Source organism: Pseudorhizobium halotolerans, from assembly GCF_902153235.2.
Lineage (GTDB): Bacteria > Pseudomonadota > Alphaproteobacteria > Rhizobiales > Rhizobiaceae > Neorhizobium > Neorhizobium flavum.
Window position 1 is genome coordinate 598427 of sequence record NZ_CABFWE030000005.1, and the last position, 16485, is coordinate 614911.

14 protein-coding genes are annotated in these 16485 nt (G+C 62.5%); 7 read left to right on the plus strand and 7 right to left on the minus strand.

Annotation, left to right across the window (positions count from 1 at the left end; all coding sequences use genetic code 11):
* The first annotated feature begins 52 nt into the window (after positions 1 to 52).
* Positions 53 to 1180, plus strand: coding sequence for a DUF2336 domain-containing protein (locus FN060_RS07875; RefSeq protein WP_142587581.1), 1128 nt, complete (start codon positions 53 to 55; stop codon positions 1178 to 1180).
* A 5-nt stretch (positions 1181 to 1185) separates the two neighbouring features.
* On the opposite strand, the gene FN060_RS07880 is transcribed toward FN060_RS07875, so the two are convergent.
* Together FN060_RS07880 and FN060_RS07885 are read right to left on the minus strand one after the other, a co-directional pair.
* The gene (locus FN060_RS07880) at positions 1186 to 1590 is read right to left on the minus strand and encodes a hypothetical protein (RefSeq protein ID WP_142587582.1); all 405 of its coding nucleotides are present in this window, start codon (positions 1588 to 1590) and stop codon (positions 1186 to 1188) included.
* A gap of 31 nt (positions 1591 to 1621) precedes the next feature.
* Positions 1622 to 2827 carry an AI-2E family transporter gene (locus FN060_RS07885; protein ID WP_142587583.1) on the minus strand — a complete coding sequence of 402 codons (1206 nt, stop codon included), beginning with the start codon at positions 2825 to 2827 and terminating at the stop codon, positions 1622 to 1624.
* 307 nt (positions 2828 to 3134) lie between these two features.
* Here FN060_RS07885 and FN060_RS07890 point away from each other — a divergent pair, with 307 nt between their 5' ends.
* Both FN060_RS07890 and FN060_RS07895 read left to right on the plus strand, forming a co-directional pair.
* Positions 3135 to 3539, plus strand: a complete 405-nt coding sequence (locus FN060_RS07890; RefSeq protein ID WP_142587584.1) for a biliverdin-producing heme oxygenase — start codon at positions 3135 to 3137, stop codon at positions 3537 to 3539.
* Entirely contained in the window at positions 3532 to 6087 is a 2556-nt protein-coding gene (locus FN060_RS07895) for an HWE histidine kinase domain-containing protein (protein WP_142587585.1), read from the plus strand. The genes FN060_RS07890 and FN060_RS07895 overlap by 8 nt, the downstream gene beginning before the upstream one ends.
* Before the next feature lie 30 nt (positions 6088 to 6117).
* On the opposite strand, the gene parE is transcribed toward FN060_RS07895, so the two are convergent.
* Entirely contained in the window at positions 6118 to 8166 is a 2049-nt protein-coding gene (gene parE / locus FN060_RS07900; RefSeq protein ID WP_142587586.1) for a DNA topoisomerase IV subunit B, read from the minus strand.
* 195 nt (positions 8167 to 8361) lie between these two features.
* Between parE and FN060_RS07905 the strand changes: the two genes are divergently transcribed.
* The 4 genes from FN060_RS07905 (at position 8362) to FN060_RS07920 (ending at position 12427) form a co-directional block, all read left to right on the plus strand.
* Positions 8362 to 9249, plus strand: a complete 888-nt coding sequence (locus tag FN060_RS07905) for an alpha/beta hydrolase (RefSeq protein WP_142587587.1) — start codon at positions 8362 to 8364, stop codon at positions 9247 to 9249.
* 94 nt (positions 9250 to 9343) lie between these two features.
* Positions 9344 to 10114 carry a triose-phosphate isomerase gene (gene tpiA / locus FN060_RS07910; RefSeq protein WP_142587588.1) on the plus strand — a complete coding sequence of 257 codons (771 nt, stop codon included), beginning with the start codon at positions 9344 to 9346 and terminating at the stop codon, positions 10112 to 10114.
* A gap of 93 nt (positions 10115 to 10207) precedes the next feature.
* Entirely contained in the window at positions 10208 to 10663 is a 456-nt protein-coding gene (gene secG / locus FN060_RS07915; RefSeq protein ID WP_142587589.1) for a preprotein translocase subunit SecG, read from the plus strand.
* 126 nt (positions 10664 to 10789) lie between these two features.
* Positions 10790 to 12427, plus strand: a complete 1638-nt coding sequence (locus FN060_RS07920; RefSeq protein WP_280514326.1) for a CTP synthase — start codon at positions 10790 to 10792, stop codon at positions 12425 to 12427.
* 43 nt (positions 12428 to 12470) lie between these two features.
* Here the strand turns inward: FN060_RS07920 and FN060_RS07925 are convergent, their stop codons facing one another.
* From FN060_RS07925 to trpC, 4 genes are read right to left on the minus strand one after another with little or no spacing between them, the layout of a single operon-like run.
* The gene (locus FN060_RS07925; protein ID WP_142587590.1) at positions 12471 to 13901 is read right to left on the minus strand and encodes a cryptochrome/photolyase family protein; all 1431 of its coding nucleotides are present in this window, start codon (positions 13899 to 13901) and stop codon (positions 12471 to 12473) included.
* A gap of 54 nt (positions 13902 to 13955) precedes the next feature.
* Positions 13956 to 15170, minus strand: a complete 1215-nt coding sequence (locus tag FN060_RS07930; RefSeq protein ID WP_142587591.1) for a molybdopterin molybdotransferase MoeA — start codon at positions 15168 to 15170, stop codon at positions 13956 to 13958.
* A gap of 2 nt (positions 15171 to 15172) precedes the next feature.
* A complete protein-coding gene (moaC, locus tag FN060_RS07935; RefSeq protein WP_142588438.1) occupies positions 15173 to 15664 on the minus strand; it encodes a cyclic pyranopterin monophosphate synthase MoaC in 492 nt (163 codons plus the stop codon).
* Positions 15664 to 16482, minus strand: coding sequence for an indole-3-glycerol phosphate synthase TrpC (gene trpC, locus FN060_RS07940; RefSeq protein ID WP_142587592.1), 819 nt, complete (start codon positions 16480 to 16482; stop codon positions 15664 to 15666). The genes moaC and trpC overlap by 1 nt, the downstream gene beginning before the upstream one ends.
* Positions 16483 to 16485 lie beyond the last annotated feature (3 nt).

Sequence of the window (16485 nt, forward strand, 5' to 3'; positions counted from 1 at the left end):
TTCGGTCATTCGGTGATGCGCGGCAGGCGCTTCCCGTCAGCCGGGGTTGGTAGTGATTATTCAGGCATTTCTTCGATGGCTCGAAACAGCGGCCGCGTGTGACAGGGCCAGGGCCGCCAATGCGTTGGCGCGAGCCTATCTAGCGTCGCGCCTTCAGTCGGATCAGCAGCATGCGGCGTTGCTTGCCATGTCTCATCTCCTCGATGATCCGGCGCCGCAGGTGCGCCTCGGTCTCGCCCGGGCGTTGGCCACAAATCCCGGCGCACCTCGGCCTATCATCCTTGCCCTTGCCGAGGACCAGCCAGAGATCGCCTGCACGGTGATCGCCAAGTCCCCCGTTTTCAAGGATGCCGATCTGGTGGATCTGGTGGGGCGGGGGGACGGCCTGACCCGGGGGCTCATTGCAACCCGGTCCGGCCTCTCCCGGGTTGTCTCGGCTGCCCTTGCGGAGGTCGGGGACGTGGGCGAGATTGTACTTCTCCTCGAGAATGCAGACGCTGCACTGTCTCGCGGATGCCTGGCACGGATCGCGGATCGATTCGGTCACGACGGTGAGGTGAGAAAGCTTTTGCTCGATCGCGCCGACCTCGCTCCCGAGGTTCGCCAACGGCTGGTGTCGAAAGTTGGCGAGGCACTTGCCGAGTCGAGCCTAGTCTCCAACCTGCTAGCCGGTTCCCGACTGGAGCGCCTGACGCTGGAGGCAACCGAGACGGCGACATTGGCGATCGCCGGATCCGCCTCTCGATTCGAACTGCCGGCGCTGGTCGAGCACATGCGGTCATCGGGAGCGCTTACGCCTGCGCTTCTCATCAATGCGCTCTGCACCGGAAAGGCAGACTTCCTGTCGGAAGCCATGGCAGCGCTTTCGGGGCTCGACGAGCCGCGTGTGAGAGCTCTGCTGGCGAGCGGTCGGGCTCCGGCTGTCCGCGCCATGTTCCAGGCGGCGGGTCTTCACCGGGACGTGGCGGCTGTCTTCGTCGCCGGAACGCTCCTCTGGCGTCAGGCGAGTATCGTGGAAACCAGCGCTGACATATGCGAGGCACTGCTTTCGGAATGCCGCCAGCTGGGGGCGAGGTCGCCGGTGGTCGCTGAGCTGTTGGAGATCGTCGACAGGCTTCAGCGCTCAGAACTGCGCGCCGCGGCTCGTTCCTACGCACAGCAGACCGCGCTGGCGGCCTGACGCACTCAGTCCCGTAGCTTCTTTGCGACCCAGGAATAGCTCTCCTCGACGAGGCGGATGGGCTGCCGCATCAAGGTGCGCACTCCCTCCGTGGTTGGCAACACGGCACGCACGCGCTCGATAGCCCTTGATGCGAGGTCGGACTTGGCTTCCTGCGTCAGATCGGTTTCCGGATTTTGGGTAATGGTCGGGTCTGGAGGCGTTGCCGCGGCCTCGCTCTCACCCGGTCTCTGACAAACCGCGATCACCATCGGATAGGGAGCATTGGCGTGGCTTGCCAGTTCCGCCTCCGAATCCGCGGTGCACAGCTCGATGGTCGGCCATCGTCTCTCCGAGGTGGAGACATAGTGGCACTCTGTCGCGGTGTCGTCACAGCCGAGGATGGTGAGCACGATGATGGCGGCATTCATGTTGATTTCCTGTCAACGACGCTGTGGCGTCTCATGGTGACGAGACGGTTCTGATCGGAGCCACGTCCGGGTCGAAGGGACCGCTGCTGTCCGTCACCAAGTCCTCTTCGCCCTCCACGGGATCCACAAGCTTCACTTCGCGGATCCATTCCCGCCAGATCGATACGATCAGGGCCATGAGCACCGGTCCGATGAACAGCCCGAGGAAGCCCATCGTCTTCACTCCGCCGACGAGGCCAAAAAATGTCGGGAGAAAGGGAAGCTTGATCGGCCCGCCGACCAGCCGAGGACGGATCGTCTTGTCGACGATGAAGAGTTCAACCGAGCCCCAAACGAAGAGCCCGATCCCCGCGAAATACGAGCCGCTTGCTACGAGGTAGACGGAGACAAGCGTGAAGGACAGGGGCGCGCCGCCGGGGATGAGGGCCATGATTCCCGTCAGAACGCCGAGGGTAACCGGCGAGGGGACGCCAGCGATCCAGTAGGCAATGCCGAGGACGATGCCCTCGCCGATGGCGATGAGTGTCATGCCTGTCACGGTCGAACTGATCGTTGCCGGCACGACACGAGAAATCCGCTCCCAGCGCGTCGGCAGGATGCGCTCCCCGAGAAGGTCGATCTGCCTGCTGAAGGATGCGCCGTCACGGTAGACGAAGAAGAGAGCGATCAACATGAACAGCAGTGTCAGGAGCAGGTGGAAGGCACCGTCACCAGCCGCGATGACCGCCCGGTAGATGTTGCCGATATTTGCACCACTGACGATCTGGATCAGTTCTCCGATCGCTCCCGGCGAACCGACATGCCGGTCCCACTGCTGCGTCAGCCAGTCACCCACACCCGGAAGAGCTGCTATCCAGGCGGGCACCTCTGCGCCCTGATTGTTGACCTGAAGAACCCAGCCCACCCAGTCCCGCACTTCCCCGATCGTATAGGAGATCGCGATGCCGATCGGTACGACGAGGAAGGCAATGATGAAGATGATGGCCAGTGTGGCGCCGATGGTCGTGTTGCCGCCGATGTTCTGCAGCAACTTGCGGTAAAGCGGCCAGCTGGCAAACCCGATGACCAGCGCCGCGAGGACCGGTACAAGGAAGCCGTGGAAGAAATAGATGCCCGCGATCACGATCAGGACCAGAAGCCAGCGAGCGGCCGAAATCGGCGGGATCAGGGCCGAGCGGCTGTGGGCCACGGGTCCCAGCCAACGAGGTCCATCTGGTAGGTGGGGGGGTCTGCTCACCGGTGCTCCTAGTTCTGTCCGATCGCGGCATTGCGGTATCTGATGACTATTGCACAGGTTACACGCAGGACGATCACAAAATCACTAACTCGCACTTGTCGCAGATGAGGTAGGAGCTAAATATGACGGACATTCAACTCATAGAACTGTTCTGATGAATTTATCTTCACGTCGGTTCCTCGTCAGGGATCGCACTTCGCTGTCCCATGCTCGGGTCGAAGCAATTGTCGGATCTTTCTCCACGATAGCAGACTATCATCGCTACTTGAGGGGGACCTACGCATTTCGTTCCGCTTACGAGGACGCTATGGCTGGCTTTGACTGGCCTGCCGACCTGCCGCCGCTCGACCACGCTCCTCAGCTTTTGCCCCTTCTGCGCCAGGATCTGGGCGATCTGGGATTGCAGCCTCCGGCAATGCATGAATCACCGCTGCAGGTATCGGATCGGGAGACACTTCTCGGTGCGCTTTATGTCACCGAGGGATCCTCCCTCGGTGCGCGTATTCTCTATCGGCGGGCGCAGGGCTTGGGATTGACCGGCGAATTTGGAGCCCGCCACCTTTTCGCTCAGTCCGAAAGCCTCACTCGTTGGCGGCAACTCGTCAAACTGCTTGACGAAGCTCCGGAACTCGATCTGGACAGGTTGGTGGCAGCGTCCGAAACAGTCTTTGCCGCCGTCGGTGGAGCCTTCGAAAGACTGCAGGATGCGTGAGTTTCAGACTGTCGACCTCACGAATTGCGACCGTGAACCAATCCAGATCCCCGGTAGCATCCAGGCCCATGGCTGCCTGATCGCCTGCGACCACGCGGGTGCCGAGGTGAGGCGGTTTTCAGCCAATGCCCCTGAGATGCTATCGATTCCTGGCCTCACTGCTGGAGCACGGCTGGAGGAAATATTCGGGCGTGAGCTTGCGCACACACTGCGAAACGCCATCGCGACTGCAGGTGACCCTGCGCGTCCGGCGCTTCGCCATGGGATGGAGCTGCCCAGCGGCAAGAGGTTCGATGTCGCTGTGCATGTCCATGATGCGGGCGCCGTCATGGAGTTCGAGCCGGTCACTGCAACGAATGACCAGCCGCTCGAAGTCGCACGAATGCTCATCAGCCGGATACGGAACATCAGCAATGTGGAGCAATTGCTTGAGCGTTCCAGCCGCCTGATCCACGCCCTGCTGGGCTATGACCGGGTGATGATCTATCGCTTCGAGGAAGATGGCTCGGGCCAGGTCATCAGCGAGCACAAGCGGCGTGACCTCGAGAGTTTCAAGGGGCAGTATTTCCCCGCAAGCGACATCCCCAAGCAGGCGCGTGTCCTTTATCTGAAGAACACGATCCGCGTTATTTCCGACGCGAGAGACGTGAGGGTCGCGATCCTTCCCGAGCTGGAGGAAAGGGATCATCCGCTCGACCTGTCATTCGCCCATCTGCGAAGCGTGTCCTCCGTTCACTGCGAATATCTGCGCAACATGGGCGTGGCGGCATCGATGTCGATCTCGATCGTCGTTGACGGTGATCTTTGGGGATTGATCGCCTGCCACCACTATTCGCCGAAGACGCTTTCGATGCCTCAGCGTATCGCGGCAGAGACTTTTGGCGAGTTCTTTTCCCTTCACCTTGCGGCTTTGCTGCAGAAGCAGGTGGTCGAGAAGAACCGTGAGGTGAGGGTCGCTCTGGATCGTTTTCTGCAGGTCGCCTCTCACCACGCCGACATTCGAGACCTGCTCCGGACCTCGCTGGGCGAATTCGGCGAGATGCTTGCGTGCGACGGCATGGGCCTATGGCTGGGTGGCGCCTGGACAAGCACCGGGGCCGCGCCCTCGGCGGAACAAGCGGTGGAGCTTGTTGAACTTCGCGGCGAAGCCTCCGCCGGTCGGACATGGTGGACGGATCAGATTTCGGCGGATCTGCCGGGATCGACCATCTCCCCCGCCGATATTTGCGGGGTCCTCGCCATCCCGCTCTCACAACGGTCCCGGGACTATCTCTATTTCTTCCGACGGGAATTGGTTCAGACCCTGAACTGGGCAGGAAACCCGGAGAAATCATACGAGAGCGGACCGCTGGGTGACCGGCTGACGCCGCGTAAGAGCTTTGCCATCTGGAAAGAGGCAGTCCACAACCGGGCACAGCCGTGGTCGGAAGCGGATCGGGAGGTTGCCGAGGTCATCCGCGGCGTGCTGGTCGAGATCGTCCTTCACCACAACGAGCTCATGGCGGATGAGCGTGGCAAGGCTGATGTCCGGCAGAGGATGCTCAACGAAGAGCTCAACCATCGCGTCAAGAACATCCTGTCCGTAATCAAGTCCCTGATTGGCAGGCCCGTCGACACGCAGCAGGGGCTGGATACGTACATCGCCTCGTTGAAGGGCAGGGTGCAGGCGCTCTCTCTGGCCCATGACCAGATCGTCCGTAGCGGCGACGGAGGCTTTCTTCGCGACCTTTTGCAGGCGGAACTGCAGCCTTACCAGGCTGGCGACCGCCAGATCCTGCTGCAGGGACCGTCTGTCTGGCTTGATGCCCGGGCCTTCTCGGTCATGGCGCTGGTGCTTCACGAGATGGCAACGAACGCCGCGAAATACGGTGGTCTTTCCATGTCTGGCGGTAACCTCTCTGTCCGCTGGCAGAAGGACGAAGCGGGCGAATGCGAGATCTGGTGGAGCGAAAACGGCGGGCCTGCCGTGACGGCGCCCGTGCGGACTGGCTTCGGAAGCGTTTTGATCGGCCGCAGCATCTCCTACGAACTTGGTGGGAACAGCCGGATCGACTATGCGCCGACTGGGCTTCAGGGATACTTCTGCATCCCGTCGAAACATGTACAGGCCGAGAGCGAGAACGAGGAGGCGCAGTCGGTCGAGGCTGCCGCAGATCGCCACGATCAGGGACAGCCCGATTTCTCGGACGTCGAGTTGCTGCTGGTGGAGGACCAGATGCTGATCGCGGCGGATGTCGAGATGATCCTCGCCGAGCATGGCCTGCAGAAGGTGACGACGGCACCGTCCGCGGCGGAAGCGCTTCGGCGGCTCGAAAAGCTGACGCCGCACCTCGCGATCCTTGATGTCAACCTCGGCAGTGGCACGTCGTTACCGGTGGCGCAGGAACTGCTACGTCGCAACATCCCGTTCATGTTTGCCACTGGCTACAGTGACCGCTCCACGATTCCCGAACATCTTGACGTTCCGGTCCTGCGCAAGCCGTATGAGAGTTCCGTCCTCATACGAGCGATCGGCCGCGTTCTAGCGGGCCGGCAGGGCAACGCCTAGGGTGCCGCACCGGCCCGCCGTCACGATTGTTCAGATATCCAGATTGTCAGCGAAGGCGGCGCGTTCCTGGATGAAGCGGAAACGGGCGTCCGCTCTTGTCCCCATCAGGTTGTCGACCGCCTCACGAGTACCCTCGAAATCCACCTCGTCGATCCCGACACGCAAGAGCGTGCGCTTGGCGGGGTCCATGGTTGTTTCCTTGAGCTGCGCCGGCATCATCTCCCCGAGGCCCTTGAACCGGCCGATCTCCACCTTCTTGCCCTTGAAGACAGTCTCCATCAGCTCGGCTCGGTGGGCGTCATCGCGCGCATAGACGGTCTTTGCACCCTGCCGCAGGACATAAAGGGGCGGGACAGCGAGATAGAGGTGATTGCCGCGAATGAGTTCCGGCATCTCCTGGTAGAAGAAAGTGATCAGCAGGGAAGCAATGTGTGCGCCATCGACGTCGGCGTCGGTCATGATGATGACGCGCTCGTAGCGAAGGTCTTCCTCGCGGTATTTCGTCCGCGTTCCGCAGCCGAGGGCCTGGATCAGATCGGCAATCTGCTGGTTGGCGGAGAGCTTGTCCCGGCTCGCGCTACCGACGTTGAGAATCTTGCCGCGCAACGGCAGGATCGCCTGGTTTGAGCGGTTTCTGCCCTGCTTCGCCGAGCCTCCCGCCGAGTCACCTTCGACGATGAACAATTCCGCGCCTTCGGCCGTGCTTTGCGAGCAGTCCGCGAGCTTGCCGGGCAGGCGCAACTTGCGCACCGCCGTCTTGCGGTTGACTTCCTTTTCCTTGCGCCGGCGAAGGCGTTCCTCGGCGCGTTCGATCACCCAGTCCAGCAGCTTTGCCGCCTCGCCCGGATTGCCAGCCAGGTAGTGGTCGAACGGGTCGCGGAGTGCATTCTCGACGATACGCTGTGCTTCGACAGTCGCCAGCTTGTCCTTCGTCTGGCCGACGAATTCCGGCTCGCGGATGAAGACCGACAGCATGCCGACGGCAGAGATCATCACGTCGTCGGTCGTGATCTGCGCCGCGCGCTTGTTCTGCGTCAGGTCGGCGTAGTTTTTCAGCCCCTTGGTCAGGGCGATTCGCAAGCCTGCCTCGTGCGTTCCACCTTCAGGAGTTGGGATGGTGTTGCAGTAGGAGTGGACCTGCGGATCGCCGCCATACCACGTAATGGCCCATTCGAGGGCGCCGTGCCCCCCGGTCTTCTCGGTCCGTCCGGCGAAGATCTCGCGGGTAACGGTGAAATCCTTGCCGAGCGTGGCCGAGAGATAGTCCTTGAGGCCGCCGGGGAAATGGAAGACCGCCTTTTCGGGAATGTCACCGCCTGGCGGCACCATGCCGTCATCGCAAGACCAGCGAATTTCTACGCCACCGAACAGATAGGCTTTCGAGCGCGCCATTCTAAAGATGCGGCCCGGGTCGAATTTCGCGTGCTCTCCGAAGATCTGCGGATCCGGATGAAAGCGAACGCGGGTTCCGCGCCGGTTGTGCACCGGACCGAGTTCCTCCAGCCCGCCCTGGGGCACGCCGCGTGAGAAGCGTTGGCGATAGAGCTTGCGGTCCCGGGCGACTTCGACCTCGAGCAGATCCGAAAGCGCGTTGACCACCGAGACGCCGACGCCGTGCAAGCCGCCGGAGGTCTCGTACGCCTTGCCGTCGAACTTGCCGCCCGCATGGAGCTTGGTCATGATGACTTCGAGGGTGGACTTGCCCGGTACCTGCGGGTGGTTCTCGACAGGGATGCCGCGGCCGTTGTCCGTGACGGTCAGGAAGCCTTCGCGGTCCAGATGCACCTCGATGAAATTGGCATGGCCGGCCACGGCTTCGTCCATCGAGTTGTCGATGACCTCGGCGAACAGGTGGTGGAGGGCCTTCTCGTCCGTACCGCCGATGTACATGCCCGGACGCATACGCACGGGCTCCAGTCCTTCCAGGACCCGGATCGAGGATGCGCCATAGTCATCCGTAGACGGTATCGACCGTTTTACTGGCACTGGAGCCGGCACTGCGTCCTTTGGCGCGTCCTGCTCTGGAGCCGCCGGTCTGGTGAGGGGCAGGTCGGCGAAAAGGTCGTTGTTGTCATCCATCGGGTCAGTCGGTACTACCTGTCGAGGGGCTGAAGGTGAGGCCATCGCCATCTCATGCTGTTTCGAATCACCGGCAATTCTGCCAGAAAGCTGGCTTTTTCGCGATGCGGCAGGGAAACGGTGCTCAGGCAGCAATGCGGCGCCCGCCCGCGAATGGCAAGGCGCCGAGGCGTGATCAGGCAGCCGGAGAGGTGCATGTCCACAGTTCATTTCGCATTGGCCACAGCTTTTGCCCTCGTCATGACCGCCTTCTCCGCAGCACCGGCCTTGCCACAGGAAGGATCGATCAAGCCGTACAAAGATGCCCTGTTCTCCCGCTTCCCCGTCTTGGAAACCGCCGACGGCGGTGCTTACGAAGTGATCGACTACCAGGAACTGCGCGACATCAACGAGCGCGACCAGGTGCCGGAACGACGTGTGAAGTCGAGTTACGTGTCGATGGGCGTCAAGCGTTACCAGCAAAACGAGACGCTACAGCTCGGCGGTCGTCTCATCGACGTCACCCGCGTCGGGAAGCAGAAAAACGCCGCCTTTACGGTGATCTTCGTCCACGGCCGCGGCGGCGATAGACGCCTTGGCGCAAACGACTACAGCTTCGGCGGCAACTTCAATCGCCTGAAGAACCTCGCCGTGATGAATGGCGGCACCTATTATGCCCCGAGCGTCACCTCCTTTGACGGGAGCGGTGCACAGGAGATCGCGCTCCTGATCCGTCACGCTTTCGAACAGTCACGCGGGCGGCCGGTGCTGCTTGCCTGTGCCTCCATGGGCGGGACGGTCTGCTCGCATATTGCCCGGGACCGGGAAGCTGTACATTACCTGAGCGGGCTTGCGGTTCTGGGCGGTCCGCCCGACCCGGGCTACGCCACCACGCCTGCGGCGAAGCGTCGGCTGCCGCTCTACCTGTCCCACGGGAGTTCCGACAGCGTCTACTCCCTGGAGGGGCAGGCGGCCGTGTATCGCAAGCTGCAACAGTCCGGCTACCCGGTGCGACTTACGGTTTTCAACACCGGTGGACACGGGACGCCGATCCGCATGACGGACTGGCGCAAGCTCCTCACTTTCCTGTTGAACGGCAACTGATCGAACATCCCCTTTTTCGTGGATTTTCCCGTCTGAGGAACTAAAACGCTTTGGGGAAACAGCGGGCTGCGGCCCGCGGGCAAGGAGCAGACACATGACGCCTGACGTACGGCCGCTGGTGGCGGGAAACTGGAAGATGAACGGGACCCGGGGTTCCCTGGACCAGATCAAGGCGATCAGCGAAGGCGTGAGGGGAGGGCTGTCCAGCAAGGTCGATGCGCTGATCTGCCCGCCCGCGACGCTGCTCTACGTGGCCACGGCCCTCTGCACCGACAGCCCATTGTCGATCGGTGCCCAGGATTGCCATCAGAATGCAAGCGGCGCCCATACCGGTGACATCTCGGCAGAGATGATCGCCGACTGTTTCGGAACCTACGTCATCGTCGGGCACTCCGAGCGCCGCACCGACCACGACGAGGACGACGCGCTGGTTCGCGCCAAGGCCGGGGCCGCCCATGCGGCCGATCTGACCGCCATCATCTGCATCGGCGAAACCGAGGAGCAGCGCAGGAAGGGCGAGACGCTCGACGTGCTGAAGCGCCAGCTGGCCGGCTCGATCCCGGATGGAGCCAACGCGGCGCGGACCGTCATCGCCTATGAACCGGTATGGGCCATCGGCACCGGCCTGACCCCCACCTCTGCCGACGTGGAGGAGGCGCACGCCTTCATGCGCAGAGAATTGTCGGAGCGGTTCGGGGAGCAAGGAAGCACCATGCGCATCCTTTATGGCGGGTCGGTGAAGCCATCGAATGCGAAAGAGCTGATGGCCGTCCCGAACGTCGATGGTGCACTGATCGGCGGCGCCAGCTTGAAAGCGGAGGATTTCCTCGCCATCTACCGGGTCTATGAAAAACTGATGGCGTAAACCTGTCCGCAAGGGCTTGGAATGCGCAACAGCCTCATGTAAAGAGCCGCCAACCTTATGTTATTGCCCTTTGCGAAGGGCAGGGATTTTGCCATGCAAACCGTTCTGATCGTCATCCACCTCATGATCGTGCTCGCGCTCGTCGGCGTCGTGCTGATTCAGCGTTCGGAAGGCGGCGGACTGGGCGTTGGCGGCGGCTCCGGTTTCATGTCGGCGCGCGGAACGGCCAATGCTCTGACCCGCACCACGGCCATTCTCGCGACGCTTTTCTTCGTGACGTCCATGACCCTCGGCATCCTGGCACGCTACGAGTCGCGGCCGACCGACATCCTCGATCGCATTCCGGCAACGCAGGGTACCGGTAGCGGCATTCTCGACGCACTCGGTCCGGCACCGACGTCCGAAGCCCCGGCTGATGCTCCCGCACAGGATGGCGTCCCGACCGGTGGTGAGGCACCTGCACAGGGTGGGGCTGCAGCGCCGTCTGCAGGCCAGGCCCCGACGCCGGCTGCTCCCGCCAATTCGACGGGCGTGCCGACGGGCCAATAAACGCCCTCGCTGCAACAATCTCCGGCAGGCCAAAAGCCTGCCGGTTTTCTTTTGTCCAGATTCCGTGGGCCAGCGTCACCAAGGTGAATTATAGGGCTGGCGGAATCGCTCATGAACAGGTATCCGGTGACTCCCATGGCGCGATATGTATTCATCACAGGCGGCGTGGTTTCTTCCCTCGGAAAAGGAATTGCTGCCGCGGCACTCGGAGCGTTGTTGCAGGCCCGTGGTTATCGGGTACGCCTTCGCAAGCTTGATCCCTACCTGAACGTCGATCCGGGCACCATGAGCCCGACGCAGCACGGTGAGGTCTTCGTCACCGACGACGGCGCGGAAACCGATCTTGATCTCGGCCACTACGAACGTTTCACCGGGCGCTCTGCCACCAAGACCGACAACATAACCACCGGCCGCATCTACAAGAACATCATCGACAAGGAGCGACGTGGCGACTACCTCGGCGCCACGGTCCAGGTGATCCCCCACGTCACCAATGAGATCAAAGATTTCGTGGTCGAGGGCAATGACGACTACGACTTCGTCATCTGCGAGATCGGCGGTACGGTCGGCGATATCGAAGCCATGCCTTTCGTCGAGGCGATCCGCCAGCTTGGCAACGAATTGCCGCGCGGCTCGGCCGTCTACCTTCATCTGACCCTGATGCCCTACATCCCGGCTGCGGGCGAGTTGAAGACCAAGCCGACGCAGCACTCGGTCAAGGAACTGCAGGCGCTCGGCATCGCGCCGGATATCCTGCTGGTCCGGGCAGACCGCGAGATCCCGGAGGCGGAGCGTCGCAAGCTGTCGCTTTTCTGCAATGTGCGCCCGTCCGCAGTCATCCAGGCGCTCGATGTCGCGAATATCTACGACGTCCCCATGGCCTATCATAAGGAAGGCCTGGATTCTGAAGTGCTCGCCGCATTCGGCATAGAGCCGGCTCCGAAGCCGCGGCTTCAGGCCTGGGAAGAGGTGTGCAACCGAATCCATACGCCAGAAGGCGAGGTCACGATCGCCATCGTCGGCAAGTACACGGGCCTCAAGGATGCCTACAAGTCGCTGATCGAGGCGCTCCATCACGGCGGAATTGCCAACCACGTCAAGGTCAAGCTGGAATGGATCGAGTCGGAGGTCTTCGAGAAGGAGGATCCGGCGCCCTATCTGGAAAAGGTGCACGGCATCCTCGTGCCTGGCGGCTTCGGCGAGCGCGGCGCGCAGGGCAAGATCAATGCAGCCCGCTTCGCCCGAGAGCGGAAGGTCCCGTACTTCGGGATCTGCTTCGGCATGCAGATGGCGGTTCTGGAAGCAGCGCGCAATCTCGCAGGTATCGAGGATGCCTCCTCGACCGAGTTCGGTCCGGCTAAAGAGCCGGTCGTCGGCCTGATGACGGAATGGGTCAAGGGCAATGCGCTGGAGAAGCGCGCAGCCTCCGGCGATCTCGGCGGCACCATGCGCCTTGGTGCCTATGATGCGTCGCTGAAGAAGGAAACAAAGATCGCGGAGATCTATGGCTCGACCGCAATCTCGGAACGACACCGCCATCGCTATGAGGTGAACGTCGAGTACAAGGACAAGCTGGAAAGCTGCGGCCTCGTCTTCTCCGGCATGTCGCCGGACGGCCTATTGCCCGAGACGATCGAGTACCCGGATCATCCCTGGTTCATCGGAGTCCAGTACCATCCGGAACTGAAGAGCCGCCCCCTCGACCCGCACCCGCTGTTTGCGAGCTTCATCGAAGCTGCGCTGGAGCAGAGCCGCCTGGTCTGATGGCGATGCCGGCTGGTGAAACCGCCGGCTATCCTTTCCTTCACTATCTCGTCGCCTTGTAGGCGGCGAGGGCGCGTGCGCGGGCACTCCCGTGATCAACGATGGGACGCGGATAGCTCTCCCCGAGCCTGATGCCGGCCTTCTGCAGGATGTGATCCGGCGCCTCGAAGGGTCGGTGGATGTATTTCTTGTTTAGGTGACTCAGTTCCGGCACGTAGCGCCGGACATAGTCCCCGTCCGGGTCGAACTTCTCGCCCTGTAGCGTCGGATTGAAGATACGAAAGAAGGGAGAGGCATCGGCCCCGGAGCCGGCGACCCATTGCCAGCCTGCGGCGTTGTTGGCCGGATCGGCGTCGAGCAGCGTCTCACGGAACCATTCCTCGCCCTTCCGCCAATCGATCATCAGGTCCTTGATCAGGAAGGACGCGGTGATCATCCGTACGCGGTTGTGCATGTAGCCCTCCCGCCAGAGCTGGCGCATGCCGGCATCGACGATCGGATAGCCGGTGAGGCCCTTACTCCAGGCACGGTAGAGCGCACCGTCGAATGACCAGGCAAAGCCATTGAAATCGGCGTTCCAGTTGTCGGTGGCGAGGCGGGGAAATTCGATCAGAAGCGAATAGTTGAAATCCCGCCAGGCGAGCTCCCGGCGAAAATGCGTGATCTGGGCTGGGTCACCGGCATCGAGCGCGCTTGCAGCATGCCACGCCTGGGCCGGAGTGAGCTCCCCATGGGCGAGGTGCGGGGAAAGGCGCGAGGTGAGATCGCGAGCGGGAAAATCGCGCCCTGACTTGTAATCGCGCAAGCCATTCCCGACGAAATCCTCAAGGCGGAACCGGGCACCGGCTTCGCCCGGAGTCCAGATGTCACCGAATCCAGCGGCCCAGTCAGGATTGGTCGGAAGCAGTCCCCAATCTTCCAGTTGTTCCCATGGCGGCGTGGACGAGGCTCCTCTAATCGCATCGGGTGCGGCGAGCGGTTCGGGCGGTTCTCCCAGTGACTGCAGTGCCTTCCAGAACGGCGTGAAGACCCGGAAGGGTTTTCCGGCTCCGGTACGGATGTGGGAGGGATCGTGAAGAAGCTGGCCATGGAACGCATTGACCGCAACGCCCGCGGACTTCAGTCGGCGGGCGATGTCCCGATCCTGATCATCGCGCTCATAGCTGCGATTGAGATAGATCTGGCTGGCGCCTGTCTGCTGGGCAACCTGGACTAGGACGGTCGCTGCCTCCCCGGTGAAAAAGAGCAGATCACCGCCACGATCATGCAGCGCCTGTCGCAGAGCCAAGAGCGAATGATGCAGCCACCATGCCTGGGCTGGTCCGAATGGCATACCCCCGCCGGCACTGCCTTCGCGGATGAACAGGGCGATAACCGGCGCGCCAGTCTCGACGGCGGCTGACAGTGCGGCGTTGTCTGCAAGGCGCAAGTCCCGGCGGAACCAGACGATGACAGGCGGGATCTCGGCAGGCAAGGCGAACTCCGGAGATTGATCTACAGTGCTCTACGCTTGATCAGCGGGCCCGGATCATGGTCTCAGGAGGAGGATGGGGCAGGGGGTGCCGACAGTCAGTGCAGGTGCGTGCGGGGGCCGGACGATCAGCGCATCTGAATGGGCGAGGATCTTCATCATCGACGAATCCTGCTTTTCGAAGGCGTCGGCGACCAGATTTCCTTCGCTATCCCTGCTCAGTCGTGATCGCAGGTAGTCCTGCCGACGGTCGTTGGCGGCAAGATCACGCGCCACGACGGCATGCCCCTCCCGGTTCCTCTCGGGGAGGCGGCCGAGCTCTCTGAGCAAAGGTTCAAGGAACAGCAGGCCGCAGACCAGGCTGGCGACGGGGTTCCCCGGCAGGCCCAAGACCTGCATGTCCCCAAGCGATCCAACCATCAGCGGCTTGCCCGGCCGCATGGCGATGCGCCAGAAATCCAGCTCCATCCCGGCCGCTTTCAGCGTGGATTGTACGAGGTCATGGTCCCCCACCGAGGCGCCGCCCGAAGTGACCAGCACATCCACGCCCGCAGCCTTTGCCGCGTCCACTGCACTCCTTATCGCGTCTTGGTTGTCGGGCACGATCCCCAGATCGACGACTTCGCCGCCATTGTCTTCGATGAGCGCCGAAATCCCGAACATGTTGGACGCGATGATCTGGCCGGCTTGAGGTGTCTGCCCCGGCGGCAGGAGTTCATCACCCGTGGCCAGGAGGGCGACCCGCGGACGGCGATAGACCTCCACCGTGGGGTGGTTCATGGCCGCAGCGACGGTCAGGCGTGAATAGTCGAGGAGCGTGTCCTTCGGCAGCACCGCTTCGCCTTCGACGAAATCCTGGCCGCGCGGGCGGATGTGTCGCCCCGGGAGAACCTCGAACGTCGTGCGAACCTGGTCGCCCCCAAGCAGTTCGGCGTCTTCCTGGAGGAGGACAGTATCTGCTCCAGGGGGTACGGGGGCGCCGGTGAAGATGCGCACCGCCTCGCCCTTGGCAACCGCACCCTCGAACGGATGACCGGCGGCCGCCATGCCTGTGACCACAAGCGTTGCGCCGACGGTCGGTGCATCTTCGGCGCGGAGCGCATAGCCGTCCATGGCAGACGCATCGAAGGGCGGTTGGGTTAGTCGCGCGGTCAGCGGCTTGGCAAGAACCCGCCCATTGGCCTTGGCGAGCGGAACCGTCTCGGTCCTCTCGATCGGGCGCGCCCGCGAAAGCAGCCTCGTCTTTGCCTCGGGCACTGGCAGAAGACTCATGCTCAGCCTCCGCTTCGCCGATAGGCGCCCGACTTGCCACCCGTCTTCTCGATGAGGCGGATGCCACCAATCTCCATGCCCTTGTCGGCGGCCTTGGCCATATCATAGATCGTGAGACAGGCGACGGAAACCGCGGTCAACGCCTCCATCTCGACGCCGGTCTTGCCAGTAAGCTTAGCGGTTGCGGCGACACGAAGTCCCGGCAGTGATGCGTCCTCGGTGATATCAACCGCGACCTTGGTGAGCATCAGCGGGTGGCAGAGCGGAATGAGGTCCGCCGCCTTCTTCGCGGCCATGATCCCTGCGAGTCGCGCCGTTCCGATCACGTCACCCTTCTTCGCATTGCCTTCGCGGATCAGCGCCAGCGTTTCCGGCAACATGCATACAAAGCCCTCCGCCGTGGCGGATCGCTCGGTATCGGCCTTGTCGCCGACATCCACCATTTTGGCTTCACCGGATGCGCCGATGTGGGTGAGGGAGCCGCCGCCCGACATCATTCAGCCGCCGCTGTCGACGCGCTGTCGCCACTGAGCAGCGCTTGCGTCGCCTTCGCGACGTCATCCTGGCGCATCAGACTTTCTCCGACCAGAAATGTGGTGATCCCCGACTTCTCCAAACGCAGGCAGTCCCCGCGACTGAAGATGCCGCTCTCCCCAACCAGCAGCCGGTCCTCCGGGACCAACGGAGCAAGGCGCTCAGAGGTCTCCAGACTCACCTCGAAAGTACGCAGGCTCCGGTTGTTGATCCCGATAAGGTGAGAGGAGAGTTTCAGTGCGCGCTCAGTCTCCTCGGCATCGTGGACCTCGACCAGAACGTCCATGCCGAGCGCCATCGCTTCGTCATCGAGGCGACGCGCCTCATCGTCCGTCAGCGAAGCCATGATCAGGAGGATGCAGTCAGCGCCCCAGGCGCGGGCCTCGTGTACCTGATAGGTATCGAACATGAAGTCCTTGCGGAGCGCAGGCAAGGAACAGGCGTTACGCGCCGCGACGAGATATTCCGGGGCGCCCTGGAAGCTGGGCGTGTCCGTTAGGACCGAAAGGCAGGTAGCGCCGCCCTGCTGGTAGGCCTTTGCCAGTGCTGGGGGATCGAAGTCCGGGCGGATGAGCCCCTTGGACGGGCTGGCCTTCTTGATCTCGGCGATCAGGCCGAACGCAGCATTCTCCTGCCTTGCCTTCAGTGCGCGGTAGAAACCCCGCGGGGCCTCCTGTTCCGCGGCCTGGGCCTTCAGCTCCGCCAGAGGCGTGCGGGTCTTGGCGGCTTCGATCTCCTGGCGCTTATAGGCCTCGATCTTCCTCAGGATATCGGTCATCGG

Bases quoted from the DNA above. Each gene is read 5' to 3' on its own strand.
- FN060_RS07930 (WP_142587591.1), bottom strand. From the start codon at position 15,170: ATGAGTCTTCTGCCAGTGCCCGAGGCAAAGACGAGGCTGCTTTCGCGG.
- tpiA (WP_142587588.1), top strand. From the start codon at position 9,344: ATGACGCCTGACGTACGGCCGCTGGTGGCGGGAAACTGGAAGATGAAC.
- FN060_RS07895 (WP_142587585.1), top strand. From the start codon at position 3,532: ATGCGTGAGTTTCAGACTGTCGACCTCACGAATTGCGACCGTGAACCA.
- FN060_RS07880 (WP_142587582.1), bottom strand. From the start codon at position 1,590: ATGAATGCCGCCATCATCGTGCTCACCATCCTCGGCTGTGACGACACC.
- parE (WP_142587586.1), bottom strand. From the start codon at position 8,166: ATGGATGACAACAACGACCTTTTCGCCGACCTGCCCCTCACCAGACCG.
- trpC (WP_142587592.1), bottom strand. From the start codon at position 16,482: ATGACCGATATCCTGAGGAAGATCGAGGCCTATAAGCGCCAGGAGATC.
- FN060_RS07890 (WP_142587584.1), top strand. From the start codon at position 3,135: ATGGCTGGCTTTGACTGGCCTGCCGACCTGCCGCCGCTCGACCACGCT.
- FN060_RS07905 (WP_142587587.1), top strand. From the start codon at position 8,362: ATGTCCACAGTTCATTTCGCATTGGCCACAGCTTTTGCCCTCGTCATG.
- secG (WP_142587589.1), top strand. From the start codon at position 10,208: ATGCAAACCGTTCTGATCGTCATCCACCTCATGATCGTGCTCGCGCTC.
- moaC (WP_142588438.1), bottom strand. From the start codon at position 15,664: ATGTCGGGCGGCGGCTCCCTCACCCACATCGGCGCATCCGGTGAAGCC.